This is a genomic window from Yoonia sp. (genome assembly GCF_036770585.1).
In the GTDB taxonomy this organism is placed as follows: domain Bacteria; phylum Pseudomonadota; class Alphaproteobacteria; order Rhodobacterales; family Rhodobacteraceae; genus Yoonia.
On sequence record NZ_DAIPIW010000006.1, the window covers coordinates 11,269 to 32,499 of the forward strand.

Sequence of the window (21,231 nt, forward strand, 5' to 3'; positions counted from 1 at the left end):
TCGCCCGAGAAAGGATTTTGACAATGCGTATTCTGATTTCGACCGCCCTGGTGGGGACACTTCTTGCGGCCTGCGGCAGTTCCGGCGGCAGTTCCGGTGAACCGGTTCCGACGACCGTGTCGCGGAATACGCCGGCTGTGAGTTGGGGGTGTACCGACGACTTTTGCGGTATCTCCTACACTGAAGGGGTGCTGGAACTTGCCGATCTTCCGAAAGATGCTGATCTTGCTTACGGCGCATTCGAAGGTGCCGGAAGCAGCAGCGGTGAGATGCTGTTCGCGGTCGAAAGATTGGCATTGGGCCCGGGCTACAGCAGCACTGTCTCTGTCGCATTGATCCGCGACGAGTTTGGCGGAACGGGCGTCTTGTACGGCCGTGATTTCCTGTCAGAGCTACCCGCAGGCGATACTGGCTATTCTGGCGACTATGTCGGTCTGGTCACCAATGCCGCCAACGACAACGTCATTTACGTCATCAACGGGGACGCATCACTTTCTTTCGATTTCGGTATCAGCAGCGTTCTGGGGGCTGTCGGCAATCGTACCGTCCTTGGCCCGAGCGGTGATGCGGCTATCGGGGTGACCGCCGGAGACGTCCTGATGATCGGTACAGTGAACTCACAAGGGCTGTTCTCGGGGGTAACTGAGGGTGGCGACATCAGTGCGATGTCTGTCACCGATGCCCAGGACGGCACATTCGACGGCCTGATCGCGGGTCCGGACGGCTTCTGGGTCGTGGGAGGCTTGGATTTCGTGCACAGCCGGACAGGGGACGACTACCTCGAGACAGGTGCTTTCTACCTTGAAGACTGAACCATGCCTTGTTTCTGGCGGTTCACATTCACGGTCTGGCAATTTCGGCGAGCAGGATATCCCTCACGCCCAGCGGTGCCACCGGTCAGGATGCCCTCACGCCGCGGCCAAAGCGCTTCCAAAAACCCATTGATGCCTGAGAAAGGATTTTGACAATGCGTATTCTGATTTCGACCGCCCTGGTGGGAACGCTTCTTGCCGCCTGTAGCATTTCCGGCGGGTCGTCTGGTGAACCGGTTCCGACGACCGTGTCGCGGAACACACCGGCTGTCGGCTGGGGTTGCGTCGGCGACTTTTGCGGCATTTCCTATGAACTTGGGGGGGCGAACCTCGCCAACCTGCCGAAAAACGGCAATCTTGACTATGGCCAGTTCGGTGGCGCCGGAAGCAGTAGCGGCGAAATGCTGTTCGCATCCGAAACACTGGATTCTACGGTCGCCCTGATCCGTGACGACATGGAGGGAACGGGCGTTATTTACAGCCGGCTCGACCGAACGGTGTTGCCTTTGGGTGAGGTCTACTATTCCGGCGATTATGTCGGCCTTGTCACGAACACCGGCAACGGAAATGTCGTCTTTATCATCAACGGGGCCGCCGCCCTCGATGTCGATTTTGCAGGCGGCGATGTCTATGGGGGGATCAGCGGCCGAACCGTCCTCGGACCGACCGGCGACGCGGCCATCGGTGTGACGTCCGACGACGTGGTCTTTTGGGGACCGATCAACAGTCAGGGGCTGTTCTCTGGCGTGACCTCGGGGGGCGACATCAATGCGCTGTCCGTCACCGATGCCCAAGCGGGGACTTTCGACGGCCTGATTGCCGGCCTGACCGGTGATGAGGTGGTGGGTGGACTGGATTTCGTGCATAGCCGGACGGGGGACGACTATCTCGAGACGGGCGCATTCTTCCTGCAGGACTGACCGGGGCTGCGTTTCTGATCGAAGCAGGTCACGGTTCCGCAATCTTGGCGATTGTTGCATGACTTCACTTGCGCCCAGCGGTGCAAGCGGCCACCATGCTTGCATATCGACTCAAAGGAGAGCTGCTTGGCCACCAGTGCCCTGACCCCGCCCGCCGAAGCTATCTCAGAATCCATGCTGGATTTTCCCGATAACTTCCTTCTCATCGATCTTTGCGGGGAATATGACCGCAACCTTACCACAATCGAGAACGCCCTTGGCGTGCAGATCATCCGGCGCGGCAACCATCTTGCCGTGCATGGCGAGACCGAGGCGCGCAAGGATGCCGAAAATGTGCTGCGCGCGCTCTATCACCGGCTAGAGGCCGGGCGGTCGCTCGAAGCAGGAGATCTCGACCGTGAATTGCGGATGGGGGTAGAGCCTGCGGATGGCGGCGCGCGTGACGGCGACCAGATCGAGTTGTTCAAGGGCGAGACTGCGCGGGTCGAGATCAAGACCCGCAAAAAGCTGATCGAGCCGCGCACGGATGCGCAGAAGGCCTATGTGAAGGCACTGTTCGATAACGAACTGGCCTTCGGCATCGGGCCTGCGGGCACCGGCAAGACCTATCTGGCCGTGGCCGTCGGCGTGAACATGCTGATCAGCGGCCATGTCGACAAGATCATCCTGTCGCGCCCTGCGGTCGAGGCGGGCGAAAAGCTCGGCTATCTGCCGGGCGACATGAAGGACAAGGTCGATCCTTACATGCAGCCGCTTTATGACGCGCTGAACGATTTTCTGCCGGGCAAGCAGTCGGCCAAGATGATCGAGGAAAAGGTGATCGAGATCGCGCCGCTTGCTTTCATGCGCGGGCGGACGCTGGCGAATGCCTTTGTCGTGCTGGACGAGGCGCAGAATGCCACCACGATGCAGATGAAGATGTTCCTGACCCGTCTGGGCGAAGGCTCGCGCATGGTGATCACCGGCGACCGGACCCAGATCGACCTGCCGCGCGGGGTGGCCTCGGGCCTGTCGGATGCCGAACGCCTGCTGCAGGGCATCCCCAAGATCAGCTTCAACTATTTCACCTCGAAAGATGTGGTGCGGCATCCGCTGGTGGCGGCGATCATCGAAGCCTATGAGAAAGATGCCGAAAGCTGACGCGGCCCGCCGATGACCGTCGATTGCATCATCGAGGACGACCGCTGGGGCGATATCGACGCACTGGCGGACATCGCGACACATGCGGTGCTTGACCGGTTGGGGCTGGAACCGTCGGTCTTCGAGATCAGCCTTCTGGCCTGCGATGACGCGCGCATCGCCGCGCTGAACGCCGACTTTCGCGACAAGCCGCAGCCGACCAATGTGCTCAGCTGGCCCTCGGACGAGCGCGGCGCGGTGGTGGACGGGGAAATGCCGATGCCCCCGCAGATCGGCCCCGATACCGAATTGGGCGACATCGCCATCGCCTTTGACACCTGCGCGCGCGAGGCGGCCGCCGCGGCCAAGCCACTGCGCGACCATACCATCCATCTTCTGGTCCATGGCACGCTGCATCTTCTGGGTTTCGATCATCAGCGTGACGGGGATGCCGCACTCATGGAAGGATTGGAGACAGAAATCCTTGGCAAACTGGGTATTGCTGACCCATATAAGGATTAGGCGGCAAGGACCGCGGTTGATTTGAAGGGCATCAATGGGCGACAACGGCGTGGGTCCCTCTAGCGCAGCGCATGGCGCGCATGAGGAGACGACAGAACCATCACCGGGATTGTGGTCCCGGCTGCGACAGGCGATCGTCCTGCCGAAAGCCGACCAGAGGACAGCGCCGCATCCAGATGACAAGCCACGCGCGGCCGGTTCGGTGCTCGGGATGCTCAACCTGCGGCGGATGCGCGTCGAGGATGTATCGGTCCCAAAGCCCGATATCGTGGCGGTGCCTGTCACCATCGACAAGGAAGAACTGGTCGAGGTGTTCCGGACCAGCGGCCTGACCCGCGTGCCGGTCTATGATGGCACGCTGGATACGCCGCTGGGGGTCGCCAATCTCAAGGATTTCGCGCTCAAGCACGGCTTCAACGGCAACTCGCCGCTTGATCTGCGCGCGATGGTGCGCCCGCTGATCTTCGTGCCCCCGTCCATGCCGCTGGGCGTCCTGCTGCAAAAGATGCAGGCCGAGCGGATCCACATGGCCCTTGTCATCGACGAATACGGCGGGACCGACGGGCTGGTCACGATCGAGGATGTCATCGAACAGGTCGTGGGCGAGATCGAGGATGAACACGACATCGAAGAGGCCAAGTCCTGGGTCATGGAAAAGCCGGGCTGTTATCTGGCGCAGGCGCGCACGGATCTCGAGGATTTCGAGGCCGAGATCGGCATGGCGCTGACAGATCACGATGAAATCGATGAGGAAGAGATCGACACGCTGGGCGGTCTTGTCACGATGCTGGCGGGCCACCTGCCCGCGCGGGGCGAGGTGATCGTGCATCCCGACGGCCCCGAGTTCGAGGTGGTCGATGCCGACCCCCGCCGGATCAAGCGCCTGCGGGTGCGGATTGCCGCCAGACAGAATGGCTGACATCGTCGCTTGGTTTGCGGGCCAGCGTGGGCGGGTCCGGTTTGCCGTGCTGGCCGCCTTGGGTGTTGTGGCGGGCCTGGGGCAGGCGCCCCTTGATCTATGGCCGGTGACATTGATCGCCCTGGCCTTCGTGCTGGTCCTGTCGGACGGTTTCGGCGCGCCGCGCAAGGCGGGTGCGGCGCTGTGGGTTTTCGGGATCGGCTACTTCGGGTTCTCGCTGCGCTGGATCGTCGAGCCGTTTCTGGTCGACATCGCCCGCCACGGCTGGATGGCGCCCTTCGCGCTGGTTCTGATGGCGGCTGGCGCGGGGCTTTTCTGGGCGCTGGCAGGATGGGTGACGGCGCGCTTGCGGCTGGGGCGCTGGGGCCTTGCGATGACGCTGACCGGGGTCGAAGTCCTGCGGTCGCTGATCCTGACCGGCTTTCCATGGGCGCTGCTGGGGCATGTCTGGATCGAAACATCGGTCGCGCAACTGGCCGCTTTCGGCGGTCCGCATCTGCTGACACTGGTGACAGTCGTCGCCGCACTGGCCCTGGCGGGGCTTTTCGCGCGAGGATGGCGGATCGTCTCTGGCGTGGGGCTTGCGGGACTGGCCGTCGCAGCCTTGACCCTCGCCCCGCCGCAGAATCCCGGCGACATCGACGGCCCCATCGTCCGCATGGTGCAGCCCAATGCGCCGCAGGCGCAGAAATGGGATCCGGCCTATCGCGATCTGTTCCTGAACCGGTCCGTGCGGCTGACCGCCGAAGGGGATGTGCCCGATCTGGTGGTCTGGCCCGAGACATCGGTGCCCTATCTGCTCAATTTCGTGGAAGACGATCTGTCCCTTCTCGCGGATGCCGCGCGCGGCGCGCCGCTGGTCTTCGGCATCCAGCGGTTCGACGACGACCGGAACATCTTCAACAGTCTGGTGCTGATGGAAGCAGGGGCAAAGATCACCGCCATCTACGACAAGCGCCATCTGGTGCCCTTCGGCGAGTATTTTCCCGGCGCAGGGCTGCTGGGCAATGTCGGCATGGCGGGATTGGTGGGCAGCGGCTTCACCCCCGGCACGGCCCCTGCGTTGATCGACATTCCGGGCATCGGATCAGCGATCCCGCTGATCTGCTACGAAGGCATTTTCGCCGAAGAGATCGTCGCCGACATCTCGCACCGCCGGCTGCTCTTGCTGATCACCAATGACGCATGGTTCGGCAAGGCGGCGGGGCCCTTGCAGCATCTGGCTCAGGCGCGGCTGCGTGCCATCGAACAGGGGCTGCCGATGGTCCGTGTCGCCAATACCGGTGTCAGCGCGATGATCGACCCCTATGGCCGGATCACTGCGTCGTTGCCGCTGGGTGTGGACGGCGCTTTGGATGCACCCCTGCCGCCTGCCTTGGCGCCGACACTTTATGCGCATTTCGGCGATGGTCCCGTGATCACCGTGCTGATCCTTTTGCTGGGCGCTGGATTTCTGCGCCGAAAACGGGATAGCGATTGACCTTTCAGGGTCACCCCCATATGGCAAAAGGCACCCTGCCGCCACAACGGCTTCCTGACGTGGCGGCGTAACTTTCATCGGAGCACTTCATCAACATGGCACGGCAAGACTATATCTTCACCTCGGAATCCGTCTCCGAGGGGCATCCCGACAAGGTATGCGACCGCATCTCTGACGCAGTTCTGGACGCTTTCCTGAGCGAGGAACCCGAGGCGCGCGTCGCCTGTGAAACCTTTGCCACGACGAACCGTGTCGTGATCGGGGGCGAGGTCGGATTGTCCGATCAGGACAAGCTGAAGGACTATGTGGCGCGGGTCGAGGATATCGCACGCAACTGCATCAGGGACATCGGCTACGAGCAGGACAAATTCCACCACGCGACCTGCGAGATCACCAACCTGCTGCATGAACAATCCGCGCATATCGCCAAAGGTGTGAATGCCGCCAAGGACAAGGACGAAGGGGCGGGCGATCAGGGGATCATGTTCGGTTACGCCACCACCGAAACCGAGGCGCTGATGCCCGCGCCCATCCAATATGCCCATGCCATCCTGCGCCGTCTGGCCGAGGTCCGCAAATCCGGTGCCGAGCCGACCCTGCGCCCCGACGCGAAAAGCCAGATCTCGCTGCGCTATGCAGGCGGCAAACCGGTCGAGGTGACTTCCATCGTGCTGTCCACCCAGCATGCGGATGAAGGCCAGACCAGCGCGGATATCCGCGCCATCGTCGAACCCTACATCCGCGAGGTCCTGCCCGAAGGGTTCATCACCGACGCGACGGAATGGTGGGTGAACCCCACAGGCACCTTCGTGATCGGTGGCCCTGACGGGGACGCAGGGCTGACGGGGCGCAAGATCATCGTCGATACCTACGGCGGTGCCGCACCGCATGGTGGTGGTGCGTTTTCTGGCAAGGATCCGACCAAGGTCGATCGCTCGGCTGCCTATGCCGCGCGCTATCTGGCCAAGAACGTCGTGGCCGCAGGCATGGCGGAACGCTGCACCATCCAGCTGTCCTATGCCATCGGCGTGGCCAGACCGCTGTCGATCTACGCCGACACCCATGGCACCGGCGAGGTCGATCCGGCGGCGATCGAAAGGGCCGTCGCCCGCGTTATGGACCTGACCCCGCGCGGCATCCGCCAGCATCTGCAACTGAACCGCCCGATCTACCAGCGCACCGCCGCCTACGGCCACTTTGGCCGTGCGCCCGAGGCCGACGGCGGCTTTTCTTGGGAAAAGACCGATCTGGCCGACGCCCTGGCGAAGGCCGTCTGACAAGGCGGGGCGCTGTGGACGGCGCCCCTTGCCCTTGGTAAAGCCCCGCGCATGAGCAAGACCAACCACCCATCGGGCGCGCCATGGCGCAATTTCTATGGCCGCTTTCGCGGCAAGACGATCCGTGCCAGCCAGCAGGAATACCTCGACAGCGATCTCGCGGCCTTGTCGCCGGGACCGGTCGGCTGGGATGTGAACCCCGACCGCAACCCTCTGGACCTTGACGGCCCTTTTGGCGGCAAGCCGGTCTGGCTGGAAATCGGTTTCGGCGGGGGCGAGCATCTGGTGCATATGGCGAAGACCTATCCCGACATCGGGCTGATCGGCTGCGAGCCTTTCATCAACGGGGTCGCGATGCTCTTGGGCAAGATCCGGCAGGCCGGGGTCGCCAATCTGGCGGTCCATCCCGGCGATGCGCGCGATCTCTTCGATGTGCTGCCGGCGCAGAGTATCTCCAAGGTGTTTCTCAATTATCCCGACCCCTGGCCCAAGAAGCGCCATCACCGCCGCCGCTTCGTGACGCCCGAGCATCTGGAGCCGCTGCATCGCGTGATGCAGGCGGGCGCGGAACTGCGGGTGGCGACCGACATTCCCGACTATGTCCGCCAGACGCTGGAACAGGTGCCGCGGCATGGCTTTGCATGGTTGGCTGAAACCCCGCGTGACTGGCGTGCGCCTTGGGGCGACTGGATGTCGACACGCTATGAGCAAAAGGCCCTGCGCGAGGGGCGCACCCCCCATTATCTGACCTTCCGCCGGTTGTGAGACCTGATGCCTCCGGCGGGAGTATTTTGCGCAAAGCGAGGCCGGGGAATGGACCCTTGTGAGCGGCTGCGCTAAGAGGCGGGCAAGCAACGAAGGAAGCCCCCCATGTCCGGCCACGGCACCCCGATCCCGATGACATCCCGCCCTTGCGGTCCGCTGAGGGGCACGGCCCATGTGCCGGGTGACAAGTCGATTTCGCACAGGGCGCTGATCCTTGGCGCCATGGCGGTGGGCGAGACGCAGATCACCGGATTGCTGGAAGGCGAGGATGTGCTGGATACCGCCAAGGCGATGCGGGCCTTCGGGGCCACGGTGACCAACCATGGCGGTGGCGCATGGACGGTTGCGGGCGTCGGTGTCGGCGGCTTTGCCGAACCTCAGACCGTGATCGACTGCGGGAATTCCGGCACCGGCGTGCGCCTGATCATGGGGGCGATGGCGACCTCGCCCATCACGGTGACATTCACCGGCGATGCCTCGCTGAATGGCCGGCCCATGGGGCGGGTGACCGATCCGCTGGCGCTCTTCGGCACGCAGGCTGTCGGTCGCAAGGGGGGCCGTTTGCCGATGACGCTGGTCGGCGCCGCCGATCCGGTGCCGGTGCGCTATGTGGTGCCCGTGCCCTCGGCGCAGGTCAAATCGGCGGTGCTGCTGGCGGGGCTGAATGCGCCGGGCCAGACCGTGGTGTTCGAGAAAGAGGCAACCCGCGACCATACCGAACGCATGTTGCAGGGGTTCGGTGCGACGCTGACCGTCGCGGACACCGACGAAGGCCGCGTCATCACGCTGACCGGCCAGCCCGAGTTGCGCCCGCAGACCATCGTCGTGCCGCGTGATCCCTCGTCGGCGGCGTTTCCTGTCTGTGCGGCACTGATCGTGCCCGGCTCCGATGTGCTGGTGCCGAATATCGGTTTAAACCCGACGCGGGCCGGGTTGTTCACCACGCTGCGCGAGATGGGCGCCGATCTGACCTACGAAAACATGCGCGAGGAAGGGGGCGAGCCGGTGGCCGATTTGCGCGCGAAGTTCTCGCCCAACTTGAAGGGCATCGCCGTGCCGCCGGAACGTGCCGCCAGCATGATCGACGAATATCCGGTGCTGTCGGTTGTCGCGGCCTTTGCCGAAGGCGTGACCGACATGCAGGGCGTGAAAGAGTTGCGCGTCAAGGAAAGCGACCGGATCGATGCCATGGCCAAGGGGTTGCGCGCTGCGGGCCTGCAGGTGGACGAGGGCGAGGATTGGTGGAAGCTCACCGGTCTGGGTCACGGCAATGTGCCGGGCGGTGCGACCGTGGCCAGCCAGCTTGATCACCGGATCGCCATGTCCTTCATGGTCATGGGCATGGCCACGCAAAAGCCGATGCGCGTCGATGACGGCAGTCCGATCGCCACCTCCTTTCCGATCTTCGAACGCCTGATGGCCGATCTCGGGGCGCAGATCGTGCGGGCCAACACGGCATGATCTTCACTGTCGCCATCGATGGACCTGCCGCAGCGGGCAAGGGGACGATCTCGAAGGCGGTGGCCGCGCACTTCGGCTTTGCGCATCTGGACACCGGGCTGCTTTACCGCGCGGTCGGGGCGAAGGTGCTGGGCGGGGCCGATCCGGTGGTGGCTGCAAGATCGCTCGATCCCTCCGATCTGGAAAACGCCTCCCTGCGGACCCCCGCCGTGGCGCAGGCGGCCAGCGAGGTGGCGGTGATCCCCGAGGTGCGCGCCGCTTTGGTCGATTTTCAGAAGGCCTTTGCCCGCCGCACGGGCGGTGCGGTGCTGGACGGTCGCGACATCGGGACGGTGATCTGCCCCGAGGCAGAGGTGAAGCTCTTCGTCACCGCCAGCCCCGCCTGTCGCGCCGAACGCCGCTTTGCCGAGTTGCGCGCGGGGGGGATGGATGTTGTCTACGAGACAGTGCTCGAAGACGTGAAAGCCCGCGATGCCCGCGACAGTGGCCGCGTGGCCGCACCGTTGAAGCCCGCCGAGGATGCGGTGCTGCTGGATACCTCGGACCTGACGGTCGCCGCAGCCGTCGCACGCGCGATTGCCGTGGTCGCCGCCCATCCCGCCGCCCGCGACAGCGTTTGACATGCCCCCGCCAATCGGCAACATCACGCCATGGCAGATCAGAAAATCGACACCCGCAGCCTTGGCCTTGATATCGGGCTCAGTTTCTCGAAATGGCTGACAGGCGCCGAGAACCTGCACTACGGCTATTGGAAGGGGCTGGAGGTCTGCGCTGCCAATCTCGGGACGGCGCAGGCGGCCTATACCGACCTGCTGTTCGAGCGGCTGCCGCCGCAGCCCTGCCGCATCCTCGATATCGGCGGTGGTGCGGGCGAAACGGCGCGCAAGCTGATCGCGCTGGGCCATCAGGTCGAGATCGTGGTGCCGAGCGCCTATCTTGCCGAACGCTGTCGCCGCAACGCGCCGCAGGCGGTGGTCCACGAGGCGACATTCGAAGACGCGCGGCTGGAAGGCCGGTTCGATGTCTGCCTTTTTTCGGAGAGTTTCCAGTATATCCCGCTGGATCAGGGGCTGGCCAAATGTCTCGATCTGCTGGCCGAAGGGGGCAGGATCGTGCTTGCCGATTGTTTTCGCAGCGAAGGCTTCACGCCTGACAAGGTCCATGCCGTCACGGGCGGGGGGCATCCCATCGCCGCGTTTCGCAAGACGGTTGCGCAGTTGGGGTTGCGTGGCAGCGACGAGATCGACATCACCACCGATGTGGCACCTTCGATCGACCTCGAGCAGGGGCTTTTCAATGTGATCGGCTATGCCATCACCCGTGTGGATGGTGAACTTGCCGACAAGCGGCCCAAGACGCGCCGCGCGATCCGGTGGACCCTGCGCCGGTTCCTGAGCCCGCGCAGGCGCGCGCGGCTGGATCAGCGCTTGAACCGGCAAACCCGGAACGCCGCAGTCTTTGCGGCGAACAATATCTACCTGATGATGGTCCTCAGGCCTGTCTGAAGACCCTTGCAAACAAGGCCGAGGCAGCCTATACGCCCCCTGTCGAAGCGTCGGGACAGGCGCGGGCAGATGACTTGGGCAGGGTCGGTATCAACCGGCCCTCTTTGTTTTCTTTCCGCAGCGGCGTGATCGTCCAACTGAAACCTCGTCTCACCTTTGGTGAGCAATCCATCGAAAGACCGGCGGAGACAACCGCACGGCCCGTATAAACCAAACGTTAGGAAAACGACGCCACATGGCTAACACAATGGACGAGTTTGAAGCACTCTTGAACGAAAGCTTCGAAATGGACACACCGAGCGAGGGCTCGGTCGTCAAAGGCAAGGTCATCGCAATCGAAGCGGGCCAGGCCATCATCGACGTCGGCTACAAGATGGAAGGCCGCGTTGATCTCAAGGAATTCGCAAATCCCGGTGAAGTGCCTGAAATCGCAGTCGGCGACACTGTCGAAGTGTTCCTGCGTCAGGTCGAGAACGCCCGTGGCGAAGCCGTCATTTCCCGCGAAATGGCCCGCCGCGAAGAAGCCTGGGACCGTCTGGAAAAAGCCTATGCCGATGAAGAGCGTGTCGATGGCGCGATCTTCGGTCGCGTGAAGGGTGGTTTCACTGTCGATCTCGGCGGTGCGGTCGCCTTCCTGCCCGGCTCTCAGGTCGATGTGCGCCCCGTGCGTGACGCGGGCCCGCTGATGGGTCTCAAGCAGCCGTTCCAGATCCTGAAGATGGACCGTCGCCGTGGCAATATCGTTGTCTCGCGCCGCGCGATCCTCGAAGAATCGCGTGCCGAACAGCGTGCCGAAGTCATCGGCAATCTGACCGAAGGTCAGGAAGTCGACGGCGTGGTCAAGAACATCACCGAATACGGTGCGTTTGTTGACCTCGGCGGTGTTGACGGCCTGCTGCACGTCACCGACATGGCATGGCGCCGCGTGAACCACCCTTCCGAGATCCTGTCGATCGGCGAGACGATCAAGGTGCAGGTCATCAAGATCAACAAGGAAACCCACCGCATCAGCCTTGGCATGAAGCAGTTGCAGGCCGATCCATGGGATGCCGTCGAAGCCAAGTTCAGCCTTGGGTCGGTCCATCAGGGCCGCGTGACCAACATCACCGACTACGGCGCATTCGTCGAGCTGGAGGCCGGTGTCGAAGGTCTGGTGCACGTCTCGGAAATGTCCTGGACCAAGAAGAACGTCCACCCCGGCAAGATCGTCTCGACCAGCCAGGAAGTCGACGTCATGGTTCTGGAAATCGACAGCGCCAAGCGCCGCGTTTCCCTTGGTCTCAAGCAGACACAGCGCAACCCGTGGGAAGTCTTTGCCGAGACCCATCCCGAGGGCACCGAGGTCGAAGGCGAAGTCAAGAACATCACCGAATTCGGTCTGTTCATTGGCCTCGAAGGCGACATCGACGGCATGGTCCACCTGTCCGACCTGACATGGGAAGGCCGTGGCGAGGACGTGATCGGCGACTTCCGCAAGGGCGATATCGTCAAGGCGAAAGTGTCCGAAGTCGACGTCGAGAAAGAGCGTATCAGCCTGTCGATCAAGGCGCTGGACGGTGATCCCTTCGCCGAGGCCACCGGTGGCGTGAAGCGCGGTTCGGTCATCACGGTCGAAGTGACCAAGATCGAAGACGGCGGGATCGAGGTCGATTATGAAGGCGCGAAATCCTTCATCCGTCGCTCTGATCTGTCGCGTGACCGGTCCGAGCAGCGCCCCGAGCGTTTCCAGGTCGGTGACAAGGTCGACGTCCGTGTGACCAACATCGACAGCAAGACCCGCAAGCTGGGTCTGTCGATCAAGGCGCGCGAAATCGCCGAGGAAAAGGAAGCGGTCGAACAGTATGGGTCGTCCGATTCCGGTGCCTCGCTTGGCGATATCCTTGGTGCGGCGCTGAAGGGCGACGACTAAGTCCGACCTGACGGTCTGAATTCGGCCCCCGCCGCAGACACCTGCGGCGGGGGTTTTCTTTTGCCGGGTCCTCGACAATCGCGGCGGGGTCTGGGATTTTGCGCGCATCCCGAAAGAGACCCAAGCCATGCCGACCACCCTGATCGTCCTCGCCCATCCCGACCCCCGTTCGTTCAATGCCGCCTGGGCGCGCGCCACGGCAGAGGCCGCGACTGCGCAAGGGCACAAGGTCATCTGGTCGGACCTTTATGCGATGGGGCTTCATCCGGCAGAGGCGGCGGCGCGTTAAGACGGCTGGGGCGATGCGCCGTTCGACCCCCTCAAGGCGCAAGAGCAGCGTGCGGCGACCGGTGATCTGCCTGACGAGATCGCGGGCGAGGTCGCAAAGATCAAGGCCGCCGACCGGATCATCTTTCACTTTCCGATGTGGTGGTTCGCGCCGCCCGCGATCCTGAAGGGATGGTGCGACCGCGCCTTGGCCCACGGGGCGCTGCACCGTGTCGATGCGCGGTTCGACGCAGGGCTTTCCCGAGGCAAGAAAGTGCTCTTTTGTGTGACGACCGGCGCGAAGGCGGCGGAAGCCGCGCACAATGGCAAGGAAGGCGACGCCCGTCTGCTGCTTTGGCCGCTGGCCTATACGATGCGCTATTTGGGCTTTGACGTGCTCGCGCCGCGCTTTGTCCACGGGGTGCACGGCTATTTCAAAGAGGCGAGACGTGACGCGCTGGAAACGCGCCTTAGCCAGGTTCTTGCAGATCAGGCGCAGGTCGTGGCGCAGTTCGACGCCTTGCCTCGGATCGCGTTCAACGCTGACACGGATTTTGACGAAGAAGGAAAATTGCGCGCCGACCGGCCCAGCTATGGCCCGTTCATCCGGCATGATCCCTAGTCTGCGCCTTGCGGGCGGTTCTGGCCGCGAATCGGTGTGCAGGTTGGGAATTCGCAACGCGTGGTTTGCGTCACGCGGGTGCATGGTTGGGGCGCTCAAAACCGGATTTCAGGGCGCTGGCAGCTTGTTTTCGACCAAAAGCACGGAATGCGACTATTTCACCAAAGCCGCAATTTGCCTATAGTCGTTTGAAAAGCAGGGAAAACCTGCACATAGTCTTAGGTGCTGGGAGGCCAAACGATGATCCGTTCCGAACTGATCCAGAAGCTCGCCGATGAGAACCCGCACCTTTACCAACGCGACGTTGAAAAGATCGTGAACACGATCTTCGATGAAATCATCGAGGCGATGGCGCGCGGCGACCGGGTCGAATTGCGCGGGTTCGGCGCCTTTTCGGTCAAGAAGCGTGACAGCCGTGTCGGGCGCAACCCGCGCACCGGCCAGGCGGTCGCGGTCGAGGAAAAGCACGTTCCTTTCTTCAAGACCGGCAAACTGCTGCGGGACCGTCTGAACGGCAAATAAGGATCCCGGCGGTTGCGCTTGGCCGGCATTTGCCTATCTCATGGGAAGATACGCAGGCTGGGACAAGCCGCTGCGACAAGGTGAAGAGGCCAACATGAAAACCATCCGCTATACCTTTTGGGCGATCATCGGCCTCTGCCTGATCCTGATCGGCTTGGCGAACCGCGATATCGTGACCGTGCGCGCGATGCCCGAGGCCCTGGGCAATCTGCTTGGTCTTTCCCCCGATATCCAATTGCCGATGTTCGTCGTGATTTTTCTGGGCGTCGGGGTCGGTCTGATGATCGGCTTCCTGTGGGAATGGGTGCGTGAACACCGCATCCGCGTCGATGCCCGCGGCAAGGCGCGCGAGGTCGAAAGCCTGCGCCGCGAGGTCGCGCAACTGCGTGGTGCCTCGGGGCGCAGTGCCGATGGCGATGACGTGTTGGCGCTGCTCGAACAGTCGAAATGACCCGGACCGACATGCGCGTGAAGATCTGCGGTCTGCGGACGGCGGATGATGTTGCCGCTGCCGTGGCAGCGGGTGCGGGATATGTCGGCTTTGTCTTCTTTCCCAAATCACCGCGCAACGTATCGGTTGCCGAGGCGCGCGCGCTGGCGGCAGACGTGCCCGCAGGCGTGGCCAAAGTGGCGCTTGTGGTCGATGCGGGTGACGCCCTGCTGGACCAGATCACATCCGAAGTGGCGATTGACGTGCTGCAGCTTCACGGGTCCGAAAGCCCTGAAAGGGTGGCAGAGGTGCGCGTCCGCTATGGGCTGCCGGTGATGAAAGCGGTTGGCGTTGCGGATGAAGCCGACCTCGCGGCTTTGGCAATCTATGCGCGGGTCGCCGATCAGCTTTTGGTCGATGCCAAACCCCCAAAAGATGCGGACTTGCCGGGCGGCAACGGCCTTGCCTTCGACTGGCGGTTGATCGCGGGGCGCCGCTGGCCGGTGCCATGGATGCTGGCGGGCGGGCTGGATGCAGGCAATGTCGCCGAGGCGATCCGGCTGACGGGCGCAAGGCAGGTGGATGTCTCATCTGGTGTCGAGGCAGCACCGGGGGTGAAGGATGCAGCGAAGATCGGTGCATTCTGTCAGGCGGCCTTCGGGGGTTAGGAACAAATTAACCTTCACCACAGAGATTGCCGTCATGTCCACGGCAATACCTCCTCAATCGCCCGAAGCCTGGTTTCGCCATCTCTTCAACGCGCAGGCAGCGCGGGATGGCGGTGTGGTGCGCCGCAAGACCCGCGACATGGAGCGGATGGTGGGACGCAAGCTCTTTGCAGCCGAAATCGCGAGACGCGGCTTCACGGCAGTCGAAAACGCTGATCAGGTTCTCGTCTTCTGCAATCGTGAACCGTTACGTCAGATCGCCGGAGAGCCAATTTCTCGCGAGAAATTGGCGTCAAATCCTCGGCGAGGATTTGACTGATCCGCGCAACCTTGGGCGCTTTACCTCCGACCATTGACCCGTTACTTCTGACACTTGCGAAAACGGTAGGTGTCTTATGGCAAATGATCTCTTCAACAGCTTCATGACCGGCCCGGATGAACAGGGGCGCTTTGGCCAATTCGGCGGGCGCTTCGTGTCCGAAACGCTGATGCCGCTGATCCTCGAGCTGGAAGAGCAATACGAACACGCCAAGACAGATCCGACCTTCTGGGCCGAGATGCACGATCTGTGGACCCACTACGTCGGCCGCCCCAGCCCGCTCTATTTCGCCGAACGTCTGACTGATCATCTGGGCGGCGCCAAGGTCTATATGAAGCGCGACGAGCTGAACCATACCGGTGCGCACAAGATCAACAACGTGCTGGGCCAGATCATCCTTGCCCGCCGCATGGGCAAGACGCGGATCATCGCGGAAACCGGTGCGGGCCAGCATGGCGTTGCGACCGCGACGGTCTGTGCCAAGTTCGGGCTGAAATGCGTGGTCTACATGGGCGCCCATGACGTCGAGCGTCAGGCACCCAACGTTTTCCGCATGAAGCTGCTGGGGGCAGAGGTCATCGCTGTCACCTCGGGGCGCGGCACGCTGAAGGATGCGATGAACGACGCGCTGCGCGACTGGGTGACCAATGTGCGCGACACATTCTATTGCATCGGCACCGTCGCTGGCCCGCACCCCTATCCGGCGATGGTCCGCGATTTCCAGTCGATCATCGGCAAGGAAACCAAGGACCAGATGCAGGCCGCAGAAGGCCGCCTGCCTGACACGATCATCGCGGCCATCGGGGGCGGATCGAACGCCATGGGGCTGTTCTATCCGTTCCTTGACGACACATCCGTCCGCATCATCGGTGTCGAGGCTGGCGGCAAGGGCGTGGACGACAGGATGGAACATTGCGCCTCGCTGACCGGCGGACGCCCCGGCGTGCTGCATGGCAACCGGACCTATCTGTTGCAGGACGAGGTGGGACAGATCCTCGAAGGCTATTCGATCTCGGCGGGTCTCGATTATCCCGGCATCGGGCCGGAACATTCCTGGCTGCACGACATCGGCCGCGCCGAATACGTGTCGATCACCGACAAGGAAGCGCTGGAAGCCTTCCAGCTGTGCTGCGCGCTCGAGGGAATCATCCCCGCGCTCGAACCCTCGCACGCGCTGGCGCATGTGATGAAGATCGCGCCCGACCTGCCGAAAGACCACTTGCTGGTGATGAATATGTGCGGCCGAGGGGACAAGGACATCTTTACGGTGGCCAAACATCTTGGCTTCGACATGAAACTTTAGGGAAAGGCCTAAACTTTCGTTTAGGGGCGTTCGCCATGTGTTTACGGGTCGCCGCCTAAACCCGATACTACTATCGAAATCGGTCGGTGATCGGTTTGCTCGGGTCAACGTCTTGCAATCCTGCCGGACGTCGACACTGAAAGGACTGACACAATGAAGAAACTCTTGCTCTCCACCACCGCAGCCTTCCTGCTGACCACATCAGCCGTATCTGCCCAATCGTCTTACGTGGACCAGGTGGTTCGCACGCTGCAGGCGGAAAACTATGACAGCATCGAGGTCAAGACCGGCCCGACGCAGTTCAAGGTCGAGGCGATCCGCAATGGCATGAAGCTGGAAGTCGTCTATGATTCGTTGACCGGCGCAATTCTGGAACAGGAAATCGAACGTGCGGATTCCGATGATGCCGACCGCAGGGGCGTTTCTTTCGAAACGGAAGACGAAGATTTCGTCGGCCGGTCGGACGATGACAATGATGACGACGACGACGATGATGACCGCGGCGACGATGGTCGCGGCGATCGCGATGACGATGACGACGATGATGACGACGATGATGACGACGGCGATGATGACGATGACGACGATGACGATGACAACGACGATGATGACGATGATGATGGCGACGACAACGATGATGATGACTAGGACTGATCCATTGTCGTCACATCTGAGGAGCGTCGCTTGAGAGCGGGAAAGTCGGCAAAATGCTAAAAAAGCTCGCCATCTGTATGGCTCTGGTTGGGTCGCCGCATATCGCGGCGGCCCAGCAATCGACTCAGGTCTCGATTGAACAATCTATTATCGGCCAGCTTGAAAACCAGGGCTTCTCGGGTTTCACGGTAACGCGGACGTGGCTTGGTCGGGTCCGTATCGTGTCATTTCGCGACGCCATGCGCCGAGAGATCGTTTTTGATCCCCGCACCGGTGAAATCTTGCGGGACTTCTGGCGCGAAGTCGGTGACGATGACGACGACGATAGCGCCTCTGCGCCCCGTATTCTCGATCCTGACCGCGGTGGTGGCGGCGGCTCTGGCGGCGGTGGCGGTGGTGGCTCTGGCGGCGGCGGTGGCTCTGGCGGTGGTGGCGATGACGACGACGATGACGGCGATGATGACGATGACGATGACGATGATGACGGTGGCGATGATGATGACGATTGATCGCCAGCCCAGGCGCGGGGCCCCGGCCTTTTGATCAATACCAAAGTCATTATCGCGATCCTTGTGGTGCAGGTCCTTTGCACCATTTTCTTCGTGTTTCAGATCCTCAGCTCGATCTTTGGGCTGGGGCCCTATAGCTGGCAGCTTTACGAATTCATCGAGATCGGCGCGGCGGTCGGTTTGATCACCGGTGTCATTCTGGGCTCGTTGGTGCTGCGCCGCACCATGGCGCGCAATGCCCTTGTCGAGGATCAGTTGAGGCTGGCGTCGGGTGCCTTCATGGAGGTTCTCGAAGAACGGTTCATGGCATGGGAGCTGACACCGGCCGAGCGTGACGTGGCGCTCTTTGCGATCAAGGGCATGACGACACAGGAAATCGCGGGCCTGCGCGGCGTCAGCGACGGCACGATCAAGGCGCAGACGAACGCCATCTATCGCAAGGCCGGTGTGACCGGACGACCGCAACTTCTGAGCCTGTTCATCGACGAGTTGTTGGCTGCAAGCTAGCCCGCGACATCCAGCGCATGACGGCGCAGCACGTCGATCGGGACGATCTCAAGCGCCCGCACATGGGTTGCATGCAGGTTGACCTGCGGCGCACAGCCTTCCTCATGGGCTTGCAGGAACCGGCCCGCACAAAGGCACCAGCGGTCCCCGGCCTTCAGCCCGGCAAAGCCGTATTGGGGGCGCGGGGTGCTCAGGTCGTTGCCGACATATTTCGAGAAGGCCAGAAATTCGTCCGTCATCACGGCGCAGACGGTATGGCTGCCTTGATCGGCGGCACAGGTGTCGCAGGCGCCGTTCCGGAAAAAGCCGGTCATCGGTGCGGTCGAGCAGGGTTCCAATGCGCTGCCGAGAACGTTGAAGGACGGGTCCTTTTCCATGCGTGGTCTCCTTTGGCGTCAACCTAGCAGGAAAGTCCTAGCAGGCCATGCCCTGTGACGGATCTTCCCATGCGACCCACCGTCCGTGGAAATCCGCACGCCCGAGCGCAAGTCTCTGATCGCCGGGCCAGAGACGCAAGGTCAGTGCCGCACCGCGCGTGCCGCCGTCATTCTCCATGCCGAACCACGCAAGCGGGGATGATGGGCTGGCGCGCGCGCCTGCGGCGGCGATCATGTCAGTGCCGCGTGTCTTGGCGGTCTCCGGAAAATACTGCCATGCCACAGTCGAATAGATCAGATGCAGCACGCCGTCCTGCATGGCCAGCCGTCCGGCCAGCCAGTCGATTGCATCGCCCTTTTCAACCCGCGTCCCTGCGGCGGCAATGGCGGCGCGGGTCAGGGACAGCCTCTCTGGCTGATCCGGCCAGAGGTAGGCTTGCAGCCGCAGGGCATCTGCGGGATCGGTCGGATCAAGCGGATTGAGGTCAACCCCCGCCCTTGCGATCACCTTGGGCGGGGTGTCGGGCGGCTTGGGTCCCTGCCATGCCGGCGTCAGGGTCAGCGCGGCATCTTCGGGGCCGAAACGCTGTCCGGCGATGTCCATGCCATAAAGATCCCACTGCAGGTTCAGACCGCCGCTTGCGCCCAGTTCCGAGGTGCGGATCGGCAGGCCAAAGCGGTCTGCAAGCCAATGTCCGACCGCGATCAGAACCGCAGAGCGCCGCACCTCGTTGGTCTGTGGCGCAGAGTCAAGCCAGCGGTCGATCTTGTCGGTCTGCGCGGTTAGAACCTGACTGACGGTCTCCCACAGCGCGTCATCGCTGACCTGACGCGGCGGATAGACAGTTGCCAGCAGGGGATCACCTTGCAGGTGCAGCGCATGCAGCGCCCCCGCAAGACGCAAAGGGACAGATTGGTCGCGGGGCCCGATCGCGCCCTCCCAACCGAAGATCCGGTCGGTGATCGCAGTGTCGGGCCAGATCCTTGTCGCACAAAGCCGCATCAATCGCCCCATGAACGGTGATCCAAGGCTTTCACAGGCAGCGGATTGGACGGCAAAGGCCGCCGCGACATGGGCAGGCGTCACTTGAACCGGTCCATCAGCTTTTGCAGCGGTGACCGGTCATCCGCCAGCGACGGCTCTGGCGGCGTGTCGGGCTTGGCCTTGGGCGTCGACGTTGACGAACGCGGCGGCGCCACGCGCAAAGCGATGGCGTTCAGGAACCTTGCCCCGTCGCCTGCCACCAAAGCGGGGATGCCGTCGCCGATACCGCGCAAGAGATCGTCCAGCCATGCCTCGTCCGCCTTGGGAAAGTCGCGCAGCACATAGCCCGGGACGGCGTCCTTGTGTCCGGGATGCCCGACGCCAAGGCGCACGCGGTCATAGTCCGCACCGATATGCGAATGGATCGACCGCAAGCCGTTGTGACCGGCATGGCCACCACCGGTTTTCAGCCGCACCTTGCCGGGCGCAAGGTCGATCTCGTCGTGAAAGACGACGACATCCGCCGGGTCCAGCTTGAGATAGCGCATCGCTTCGCCCACCGACTGACCCGAGAGGTTCATGAAGGTGTCCGGTTTCAGCAAGGTGACCTTCGTGGACCCGAACCGACCCTCGGCCACTTGCCCCTGAAATCTGGCGCGCCACGGACCAAAGCCATGGTCGGCGGCGATCCGGTCCATGGCCATGAACCCGATGTTATGGCGGTTGCGCGCGTATTTCGCGCCGGGATTTCCAAGACCGACAAGTAATTTCATGGCCCCAGTCTAATCGGGCGCAAAGCCAAGCACCAGCGGCGACAACCCCGCATGAAGAGTTGTGGTGGCCGTGCGCTTCGTGCCACTCTTGCGCCAGTCAGATCACCACGTCCGAAGAATTGCGATGTATGACAGGATCCTCGTTCCCATGGCGCTTGACCATGGCGTGTCAGACAAGACCTTGCGTGTCGCCCAAGGGCTGGCCAGCGGCAAGGGCGAGATCATCGCCCTGCATGTCTACGAATCGCCGCAGAAATCCGTCGGCCCCTATCTGGAACAAAAGGCCATCGAGGCAAGCATGGCGCAGGCGAAATCCATCCTTGCCGAAAAGACCGCGCAATACGCCGGTGTGCGGTCCGAATTCGTGACAGGGCATACCGCCCGCACGATCATCGACTATGCGGCGGACAATGGAGTGGACTGTATCGTCATGGGGTCCCACAAGCCGGGCCTTGCCGACTACTTTCTGGGATCGACCGCCGCGCGCGTGGTGCAACACGCCCATTGCGCGGTTCACGTGGTCCGCGACCGATCCTAGACGGGCCGCGCACACCCTGGCTGCCTGATCGCAGCGCATAAAAAAGGGCGCCCTTCGTGGCGCCCCTT

The 21,231-nt window shown here is 62.6% G+C and carries 24 protein-coding genes, 1 pseudogene and 1 riboswitch; of the genes and pseudogenes, 22 read left to right on the forward strand and 3 right to left on the reverse strand.

The features are described from left to right. Positions 1-23: 23 nt before the first annotated feature. From V7N12_RS02245 to V7N12_RS02345, 21 genes and pseudogenes are all read left to right on the forward strand, one after another. Positions 24-812, forward strand: coding sequence for a hypothetical protein (locus V7N12_RS02245; RefSeq protein WP_333712372.1), 789 nt, complete (start codon positions 24-26; stop codon positions 810-812). 155 nt (positions 813-967) lie between these two features. Continuing rightward, positions 968-1,732: a hypothetical protein gene (locus tag V7N12_RS02250; protein WP_333712373.1), complete on the forward strand. Its 765-nt coding sequence runs from the start codon at positions 968-970 to the stop codon at positions 1,730-1,732. Between the two features lie 126 nt (positions 1,733-1,858). After that, complete coding sequence (locus tag V7N12_RS02255) at positions 1,859-2,872, forward strand: PhoH family protein (RefSeq protein WP_333712375.1); 1,014 nt, start codon at positions 1,859-1,861, stop codon at positions 2,870-2,872. A gap of 12 nt (positions 2,873-2,884) precedes the next feature. Then, complete coding sequence (gene ybeY, locus V7N12_RS02260) at positions 2,885-3,373, forward strand: rRNA maturation RNase YbeY (RefSeq protein WP_333712376.1); 489 nt, start codon at positions 2,885-2,887, stop codon at positions 3,371-3,373. 34 nt (positions 3,374-3,407) lie between these two features. Then, positions 3,408-4,292: a hemolysin family protein gene (locus tag V7N12_RS02265; protein ID WP_333712378.1), complete on the forward strand. Its 885-nt coding sequence runs from the start codon at positions 3,408-3,410 to the stop codon at positions 4,290-4,292. Further along, the gene (lnt, locus tag V7N12_RS02270) at positions 4,285-5,772 is read left to right on the forward strand and encodes an apolipoprotein N-acyltransferase (RefSeq protein WP_333712379.1); all 1,488 of its coding nucleotides are present in this window, start codon (positions 4,285-4,287) and stop codon (positions 5,770-5,772) included. The genes V7N12_RS02265 and lnt overlap by 8 nt, the downstream gene beginning before the upstream one ends. Positions 5,773-5,807: 35 nt before the next feature. After that, positions 5,808-5,857: riboswitch (SAM-SAH riboswitch) on the forward strand. Positions 5,858-5,867: 10 nt separating this feature from the next. Continuing rightward, positions 5,868-7,049, forward strand: a complete 1,182-nt coding sequence (gene metK, locus V7N12_RS02275) for a methionine adenosyltransferase (protein ID WP_333712380.1) — start codon at positions 5,868-5,870, stop codon at positions 7,047-7,049. 51 nt (positions 7,050-7,100) lie between these two features. Next, positions 7,101-7,814: a tRNA (guanosine(46)-N7)-methyltransferase TrmB gene (gene trmB / locus V7N12_RS02280; protein WP_333712381.1), complete on the forward strand. Its 714-nt coding sequence runs from the start codon at positions 7,101-7,103 to the stop codon at positions 7,812-7,814. Positions 7,815-7,919: 105 nt separating this feature from the next. Beyond that, a complete protein-coding gene (aroA, locus tag V7N12_RS02285; RefSeq protein ID WP_333712382.1) occupies positions 7,920-9,275 on the forward strand; it encodes a 3-phosphoshikimate 1-carboxyvinyltransferase in 1,356 nt (451 codons plus the stop codon). Further along, entirely contained in the window at positions 9,272-9,895 is a 624-nt protein-coding gene (locus tag V7N12_RS02290; protein ID WP_333712384.1) for a (d)CMP kinase, read from the forward strand. The genes aroA and V7N12_RS02290 overlap by 4 nt, the downstream gene beginning before the upstream one ends. A 30-nt stretch (positions 9,896-9,925) precedes the next feature. Continuing rightward, the gene (locus V7N12_RS02295) at positions 9,926-10,780 is read left to right on the forward strand and encodes a class I SAM-dependent methyltransferase (RefSeq protein ID WP_333712386.1); all 855 of its coding nucleotides are present in this window, start codon (positions 9,926-9,928) and stop codon (positions 10,778-10,780) included. A gap of 235 nt (positions 10,781-11,015) precedes the next feature. Further along, positions 11,016-12,689, forward strand: a complete 1,674-nt coding sequence (gene rpsA / locus V7N12_RS02300; protein ID WP_333712388.1) for a 30S ribosomal protein S1 — start codon at positions 11,016-11,018, stop codon at positions 12,687-12,689. A gap of 127 nt (positions 12,690-12,816) precedes the next feature. Continuing rightward, positions 12,817-13,578: pseudogene (locus V7N12_RS02305) on the forward strand (NAD(P)H-dependent oxidoreductase). Between the two features lie 240 nt (positions 13,579-13,818). Then, positions 13,819-14,100 carry an integration host factor subunit beta gene (gene ihfB, locus V7N12_RS02310; RefSeq protein WP_333712390.1) on the forward strand — a complete coding sequence of 94 codons (282 nt, stop codon included), beginning with the start codon at positions 13,819-13,821 and terminating at the stop codon, positions 14,098-14,100. Between the two features lie 94 nt (positions 14,101-14,194). Next, positions 14,195-14,551 (forward strand): LapA family protein, encoded by a 357-nt coding sequence (locus V7N12_RS02315; protein WP_333712392.1) that lies wholly within the window; start codon positions 14,195-14,197, stop codon positions 14,549-14,551. A gap of 11 nt (positions 14,552-14,562) precedes the next feature. Beyond that, positions 14,563-15,198 carry a phosphoribosylanthranilate isomerase gene (locus tag V7N12_RS02320; RefSeq protein ID WP_333712394.1) on the forward strand — a complete coding sequence of 212 codons (636 nt, stop codon included), beginning with the start codon at positions 14,563-14,565 and terminating at the stop codon, positions 15,196-15,198. A gap of 34 nt (positions 15,199-15,232) precedes the next feature. After that, positions 15,233-15,517 carry an N-(5'-phosphoribosyl)anthranilate isomerase gene (locus V7N12_RS02325; RefSeq protein ID WP_333712396.1) on the forward strand — a complete coding sequence of 95 codons (285 nt, stop codon included), beginning with the start codon at positions 15,233-15,235 and terminating at the stop codon, positions 15,515-15,517. A 76-nt stretch (positions 15,518-15,593) separates the two neighbouring features. Next, entirely contained in the window at positions 15,594-16,820 is a 1,227-nt protein-coding gene (trpB, locus tag V7N12_RS02330; protein ID WP_333712398.1) for a tryptophan synthase subunit beta, read from the forward strand. 153 nt (positions 16,821-16,973) lie between these two features. Then, positions 16,974-17,468: a PepSY domain-containing protein gene (locus tag V7N12_RS02335; protein WP_333712400.1), complete on the forward strand. Its 495-nt coding sequence runs from the start codon at positions 16,974-16,976 to the stop codon at positions 17,466-17,468. 83 nt (positions 17,469-17,551) lie between these two features. Further along, entirely contained in the window at positions 17,552-17,983 is a 432-nt protein-coding gene (locus V7N12_RS02340; RefSeq protein WP_333712402.1) for a hypothetical protein, read from the forward strand. A gap of 30 nt (positions 17,984-18,013) precedes the next feature. Continuing rightward, positions 18,014-18,490 carry a helix-turn-helix transcriptional regulator gene (locus V7N12_RS02345; RefSeq protein ID WP_333712403.1) on the forward strand — a complete coding sequence of 159 codons (477 nt, stop codon included), beginning with the start codon at positions 18,014-18,016 and terminating at the stop codon, positions 18,488-18,490. On the opposite strand, the gene V7N12_RS02350 is transcribed toward V7N12_RS02345, so the two are convergent. From V7N12_RS02350 to pth, 3 genes are read right to left on the reverse strand one after another with little or no spacing between them, the layout of a single operon-like run. Then, a complete protein-coding gene (locus tag V7N12_RS02350; RefSeq protein WP_333712405.1) occupies positions 18,487-18,867 on the reverse strand; it encodes a DUF2237 family protein in 381 nt (126 codons plus the stop codon). The two genes, V7N12_RS02345 and V7N12_RS02350, sit on opposite strands and share 4 nt — an antisense overlap. Before the next feature lie 37 nt (positions 18,868-18,904). After that, positions 18,905-19,954, reverse strand: coding sequence for a DUF2332 domain-containing protein (locus tag V7N12_RS02355; RefSeq protein WP_333712406.1), 1,050 nt, complete (start codon positions 19,952-19,954; stop codon positions 18,905-18,907). After that, positions 19,951-20,625, reverse strand: a complete 675-nt coding sequence (gene pth, locus V7N12_RS02360; RefSeq protein WP_333712408.1) for an aminoacyl-tRNA hydrolase — start codon at positions 20,623-20,625, stop codon at positions 19,951-19,953. Before pth ends, V7N12_RS02355 begins: the two co-directional genes overlap by 4 nt. Before the next feature lie 124 nt (positions 20,626-20,749). Between pth and V7N12_RS02365 the strand changes: the two genes are divergently transcribed. Further along, on the forward strand, positions 20,750-21,163 hold the full coding sequence (locus tag V7N12_RS02365) for a universal stress protein (RefSeq protein ID WP_333712410.1): 414 nt from the start codon (positions 20,750-20,752) through the stop codon (positions 21,161-21,163). Positions 21,164-21,231 lie beyond the last annotated feature (68 nt).

What these genes read in the sequence shown, in the direction of transcription:
- V7N12_RS02250 (WP_333712373.1), top strand. Translation starts at nt 968, where the DNA reads ATGCGTATTCTGATTTCGACCGCCCTGGTGGGAACGCTTCTTGCCGCC.
- V7N12_RS02335 (WP_333712400.1), top strand. Translation starts at nt 16,974, where the DNA reads ATGAAGAAACTCTTGCTCTCCACCACCGCAGCCTTCCTGCTGACCACA.
- V7N12_RS02245 (WP_333712372.1), top strand. Translation starts at nt 24, where the DNA reads ATGCGTATTCTGATTTCGACCGCCCTGGTGGGGACACTTCTTGCGGCC.
- V7N12_RS02365 (WP_333712410.1), top strand. Translation starts at nt 20,750, where the DNA reads ATGTATGACAGGATCCTCGTTCCCATGGCGCTTGACCATGGCGTGTCA.
- V7N12_RS02320 (WP_333712394.1), top strand. Translation starts at nt 14,563, where the DNA reads ATGCGCGTGAAGATCTGCGGTCTGCGGACGGCGGATGATGTTGCCGCT.
- V7N12_RS02350 (WP_333712405.1), bottom strand. Translation starts at nt 18,867, where the DNA reads ATGGAAAAGGACCCGTCCTTCAACGTTCTCGGCAGCGCATTGGAACCC.
- V7N12_RS02315 (WP_333712392.1), top strand. Translation starts at nt 14,195, where the DNA reads ATGAAAACCATCCGCTATACCTTTTGGGCGATCATCGGCCTCTGCCTG.
- V7N12_RS02290 (WP_333712384.1), top strand. Translation starts at nt 9,272, where the DNA reads ATGATCTTCACTGTCGCCATCGATGGACCTGCCGCAGCGGGCAAGGGG.
- trpB (WP_333712398.1), top strand. Translation starts at nt 15,594, where the DNA reads ATGGCAAATGATCTCTTCAACAGCTTCATGACCGGCCCGGATGAACAG.
- V7N12_RS02325 (WP_333712396.1), top strand. Translation starts at nt 15,233, where the DNA reads ATGTCCACGGCAATACCTCCTCAATCGCCCGAAGCCTGGTTTCGCCAT.
- aroA (WP_333712382.1), top strand. Translation starts at nt 7,920, where the DNA reads ATGTCCGGCCACGGCACCCCGATCCCGATGACATCCCGCCCTTGCGGT.
- V7N12_RS02295 (WP_333712386.1), top strand. Translation starts at nt 9,926, where the DNA reads ATGGCAGATCAGAAAATCGACACCCGCAGCCTTGGCCTTGATATCGGG.
- rpsA (WP_333712388.1), top strand. Translation starts at nt 11,016, where the DNA reads ATGGCTAACACAATGGACGAGTTTGAAGCACTCTTGAACGAAAGCTTC.
- ybeY (WP_333712376.1), top strand. Translation starts at nt 2,885, where the DNA reads ATGACCGTCGATTGCATCATCGAGGACGACCGCTGGGGCGATATCGAC.
- V7N12_RS02340 (WP_333712402.1), top strand. Translation starts at nt 17,552, where the DNA reads ATGGCTCTGGTTGGGTCGCCGCATATCGCGGCGGCCCAGCAATCGACT.
- pth (WP_333712408.1), bottom strand. Translation starts at nt 20,625, where the DNA reads ATGAAATTACTTGTCGGTCTTGGAAATCCCGGCGCGAAATACGCGCGC.
- V7N12_RS02265 (WP_333712378.1), top strand. Translation starts at nt 3,408, where the DNA reads ATGGGCGACAACGGCGTGGGTCCCTCTAGCGCAGCGCATGGCGCGCAT.
- ihfB (WP_333712390.1), top strand. Translation starts at nt 13,819, where the DNA reads ATGATCCGTTCCGAACTGATCCAGAAGCTCGCCGATGAGAACCCGCAC.
- trmB (WP_333712381.1), top strand. Translation starts at nt 7,101, where the DNA reads ATGAGCAAGACCAACCACCCATCGGGCGCGCCATGGCGCAATTTCTAT.
- lnt (WP_333712379.1), top strand. Translation starts at nt 4,285, where the DNA reads ATGGCTGACATCGTCGCTTGGTTTGCGGGCCAGCGTGGGCGGGTCCGG.
- metK (WP_333712380.1), top strand. Translation starts at nt 5,868, where the DNA reads ATGGCACGGCAAGACTATATCTTCACCTCGGAATCCGTCTCCGAGGGG.